This is a genomic window from Aquimarina discodermiae (assembly GCF_040786235.1).
Taxonomy (GTDB): Bacteria; Bacteroidota; Bacteroidia; order Flavobacteriales; family Flavobacteriaceae; genus Aquimarina.
The window spans coordinates 1-4,345 of the sequence record NZ_JBFMKP010000063.1 but is presented as its reverse complement, the minus strand read 5'-3'; the positions used below and the strand labels follow the sequence as shown (position 1 = coordinate 4,345).

Below are 4,345 nucleotides of genomic sequence, written 5' to 3'. Positions count from 1 at the left end.
ACCGAAGAAATCACAGAGTATCAATACTCGATAAAATAGTAGAGCGATGTGTAATGCATCAGCCTGTTACTATCAAACAAGTAAAAACCATTGCGAACTAAATGGGTAACCCTATTAATTAATTCTCCACAATATCTACAATCCAAAGTCTACCGATTACAAAATGTTGTTGATTCAATAAAAATATCTGGAGATATATTTCCTTCAAAAATTGCCAATGGTATTTTATCAGTTCTGGATGCTGAAGATTTTCAACTAGAATATTATAAAATAAAAACTTTTGTTTTATTAGATGGAACAAACACAACAAGTAAATTATCACAAAAACTTAAACAGAAAAAAGAAAAGTTTAAAAAACTCGATTTAGATAATGCCATAAAAATTCACGTAACTAAAAAAAATGAAACCCTTGTCGATAACAAAAACGTATCTATTCTAAAAATGAGAGAATTAATTAGAGAATATGTATTCAAAAGTAAATCTAATTCGATAATCTCATTAACTTCTAGTAAAGAAACTATTTATAAAGTATATGTAGATGTTCAAAATACAATACTTAACGAAATTGATTTGCTACGCAAACAACTGTCATTAAAAAAGTATGGAATTGAGTATAGCCAACTAACTAAAGTGCAGCGTCTAGAAATCGAGAACATTTATCCTAAAAAGTTAATTGAAGGGTATTGAAGTAAAAAACCTCCGCTAAAAACGGAGGCTTTGATTTTCAGATTAGACCCAAAGGGTCATAACACTCATTCATGATGTTCCTGATATTTCACGTATCGTTTAATCATATCTTCATCCAGTCCAACTGTACTAACAAAATAACCTCTTGACCAAAAATGATTACCCCAATAAGGCTTTTGTTTCAAATTTGGGTATGTCTTGAAAAGCTTTATTGCAATTTTTCCTTTCAAAATACCCATATACTCTGAAACAGATACTTTTGGTGGAATCGAGCAGACCAAATGAATGTGATCTTTTTGCACATTCATTTCTACTATTTGAACATCCTTCCAAGTACTGATTACTTGCAAATCGTGCTCAACCAATGATTTGATCATTCCTTCAAGTATCTGAAAACGATACTTCGGTGTAAATACAATGGGATAGTCACATTTGTAATAGACATGTGTTAATTTTCTATATTTACTCATCTTAAAAAGTTTTAGATGGTAAACCTAAAAAATGGCAAAGCCTTTAAAACATGACCAACTTCAAAGACGGTGGTTTTCTATAAGCAAATAAATTATATATTTTGTCTGATAACACAACTAAAGTTAGTTGTAAAAAAAATGAATTAAAATATAACGTACAGTAAACAAAAAAATGAAAAAAAAAGTAATTACTATACTAATATGTACACTACTAATATCAACATCAATATTTAGTCAAAATAACAGAAAAATTTTAGGCTCCTGGATTAAGACTAAAATGGAAACATTTGACAGAAAAACTAATCCGATTATTGAAAAAAGAGATCAGAAGTTTCTTAAATATACCTTTGAAAATTCTAATAAGATGTACATTTCGTCTGTTTACAATGAAAAGGGTAATGTAATTAAATACACCATTCAAAATGACGTTATAGATGTATTGTTTAATAAATTTAAAATTGAAAAAATAAACGGTTCCCAATTGATTTTAATCGAATTTAACAACAATAAAATCGGTCCTAACTCTACAAGAATATTTTTAACAAGAGAGCAATCTTATTTAAATCAATTAACTCTTGATAAAAATGATGTAATTCAAAAAGGAGAGGATTATATCTATTTTGAAAATGAAAAAGTTTATGCAAAATTCCAGAACAAAGAAAAAACCGATGTAAAGGATTTTATTCAACCATTTGTAGAAGGGCATTCAGATGGAAAAGAATATTTATCTTACTCGACGTTCGTAATAAATCCGGATGGAAGAGTAAGTGATATAAAAATCCATCATCATATAAACAAAACATATGATAAAAATCTAAAAAAGGCAATTTCTAAAACTAATGGAATGTGGATTTCTCCATTTGTAAATGGCAAGAAAGTTAAAGTTCTAAAAGAAATTTCATTTCACTATATTGTATTTCCAGATATAAAAAATACAAAAGGGAAAATAGAAGTTAGTTCAAAAAAAAGTGATATTACCGAATCGTATGAATCTTTTTTTAAAGAGGCAACAAAAGAGTATCTAAAAGGAAATTTAGAATCTGCATTAAAAACATATTCTAAAAGTAGTGATTTGACGTCAAACAATATCAATATTAGCATTCAAAAAAGCTTAATTTACAAGGAGTTGAATGATACATTGAATTATGAGAAAACTAAAAAAAACATTCAAAATTCAAAGTTTAATTACACCATAAAAAAATAACACCGGATGCTATCAATGTATAACAAAACATAAATTTTCTATACTATGATGTATGTTAAATGTTATGTGCAATACCAAGTCTTCTAAAGAATGAATAAAGAAATCAAAATATACATTGGAATTACAACATTGATGTTAATTGATTTCATTCTGTATTTAACATTTAATATTTCCTTCAAAGGAAATATAACAGATCGAATTGTCTTTTGGGTTTGGTTTATTAGTACTTTCTATATCGTTTTTAAGTTTGTTAAAAAGAAGTGGGCTAAAATTTATGGAGGTATTTTGATTACTATGACCGGACTGAGTTTATTACCCATGATGGTTCCTTTTTTGACTACTATTTCTTTTGCAATAGTTAATCAGAGTTCAGTGAAAATTGATGATGAAATTCATATTAGAGAAACTTCAAAAAGTGTTATTGCAATACCCTATATATCCATATTGAAGAGTTATTGGATATTTGAACGTGAAATTGGTAAAACGGAGTATGAGTTTGAAATAGAGAACAAGTTCTATGGAATTGATGATGCAAAATCCATCAAAAGATTGAATACATCAGGTAACCAAAAAATAAAACTTGAATTTGAATTCAAAAATGGAAGAGTTATCAGAGAAATATAAAAACCATACATCTCATTATGTACGATTTCATAACAATGAAGCCCTAAATCAAATGTTTTTTGTATTTTTTTAACAAGGCACAATACTTGCGGTCAGAAAAAGTTAGCAACCAATGCATAAAAAGTCAAGGACAATTTACCATTCTATGACACACATAATACTCGTTGGGCACATATAAAAACAATAATGTATGATAAAAAAATTATTACTTATAGTATTGATACTGGTAGTTGGAAGGGTTGAGGCACAATCCCAATATAATTATATAGATCAAAATGCCAAATCAGTTCCTGATCATCTTAAAACATATCAGGAAATTGCGAATCACTTAACAAAAAATCTGGTAACGCCAGAGCAGAAAGTACGAGCATTATATGTATGGATCGCGCATAATGTTCAATATGACATTCATAAATTAAACGTAAAAAAAATACGCAGTACTTCAGACGAAATAATACGATATGTATTAAGAAATAGAAAAGGGCTTTGCCAGCATTATTCAGAATTGTTTTCGGCAATGAGTACATCAATCGGGGTGAAAAATTATTTGATCAGGGGATATACGAGATTTCCAAATGGTGATATTCCAGATAATGGTCATTCCTGGAATGCGGTTAAAATTGGTGCTAATTATTACTTAATAGATATCACCTGGTCGGCAGGTTATGCAATAAATGACAGGTGGAATCATGAGTTTCGAGATGACTACTTTTTAATTCCTCCCAAAGAATTTATAAAATCTCATATGCCCTTTGATCATACCTGGCAATTTATTGATAACCCGATAAGTGATAGAGAATTTGCTTATGAAGATTTTCGAAAACTTAATAAAAAAGGACAGTTTAATATTACTGATTCAATAGCGACATATGAAAAACTAGCGAAACTGAAGCAGTTACAAAACACCTATGAGCGAATTATTACTTCAACAACAAAGAATAGATTTTCACACAATAGTATTGAAGAAATGAAATACAATTTGGCCGTAGAATCATTAAATTATGGTATTAAAAAATATAATGAGTATGTCCACCATAAGAATCATAAATATCGAAAACCAAAAATTGCAGATGCCGTGATTAAAGATTTAATAGACAAGGCATTATCTGGAATCCATCAGGCAAAAAGGATTTTGAATGAATTCTCTCCTAATGATAATGAATTAACTGAAATGAAATTAGAGGTACTCGAAGAAATACCAAAATATATTTCGGTTTTAGAAAGAGAATAAAAATATCTGGCTAAGTTCTAAAAAGGATATGATTTAGCGCTATATTTTTAAATTCGTTCCATACTGTATTGGAAGCAAAAGCAATAGTAGCCACTGTAGCCATTCTATTTGTATCATTTTTGATTTTTT

5 protein-coding genes are annotated in these 4,345 nt (G+C 28.7%); 4 read left to right on the top strand and 1 reads right to left on the bottom strand.

The window, feature by feature from the left end; all coding sequences use genetic code 11:
• The first annotated feature begins 90 nt into the window (after positions 1-90).
• Entirely contained in the window at positions 91-687 is a 597-nt protein-coding gene (locus ABW636_RS22465; RefSeq protein WP_367592342.1) for a hypothetical protein, read from the top strand.
• A 65-nt stretch (positions 688-752) separates the two neighbouring features.
• Here the strand turns inward: ABW636_RS22465 and tnpA are convergent, their stop codons facing one another.
• The gene (tnpA, locus tag ABW636_RS22460) at positions 753-1,157 is read right to left on the bottom strand and encodes an IS200/IS605 family transposase (RefSeq protein ID WP_367592341.1); all 405 of its coding nucleotides are present in this window, start codon (positions 1,155-1,157) and stop codon (positions 753-755) included.
• A 172-nt stretch (positions 1,158-1,329) separates the two neighbouring features.
• Here tnpA and ABW636_RS22455 point away from each other — a divergent pair, with 172 nt between their 5' ends.
• From ABW636_RS22455 to ABW636_RS22445, 3 genes are all read left to right on the top strand, one after another.
• Positions 1,330-2,361: a hypothetical protein gene (locus tag ABW636_RS22455; RefSeq protein WP_367592340.1), complete on the top strand. Its 1,032-nt coding sequence runs from the start codon at positions 1,330-1,332 to the stop codon at positions 2,359-2,361.
• Positions 2,362-2,451: 90 nt separating this feature from the next.
• On the top strand, positions 2,452-2,985 hold the full coding sequence (locus ABW636_RS22450) for a hypothetical protein (protein WP_367592339.1): 534 nt from the start codon (positions 2,452-2,454) through the stop codon (positions 2,983-2,985).
• 190 nt (positions 2,986-3,175) lie between these two features.
• Positions 3,176-4,216, top strand: coding sequence for a transglutaminase domain-containing protein (locus ABW636_RS22445; RefSeq protein ID WP_367592338.1), 1,041 nt, complete (start codon positions 3,176-3,178; stop codon positions 4,214-4,216).
• Positions 4,217-4,345 lie beyond the last annotated feature (129 nt).

Coding starts and splice junctions, on each gene's coding strand:
- tnpA (WP_367592341.1), bottom strand. CDS start 1,157: ATGAGTAAATATAGAAAATTAACACATGTCTATTACAAATGTGACTAT.
- ABW636_RS22455 (WP_367592340.1), top strand. CDS start 1,330: ATGAAAAAAAAAGTAATTACTATACTAATATGTACACTACTAATATCA.
- ABW636_RS22450 (WP_367592339.1), top strand. CDS start 2,452: ATGAATAAAGAAATCAAAATATACATTGGAATTACAACATTGATGTTA.
- ABW636_RS22445 (WP_367592338.1), top strand. CDS start 3,176: ATGATAAAAAAATTATTACTTATAGTATTGATACTGGTAGTTGGAAGG.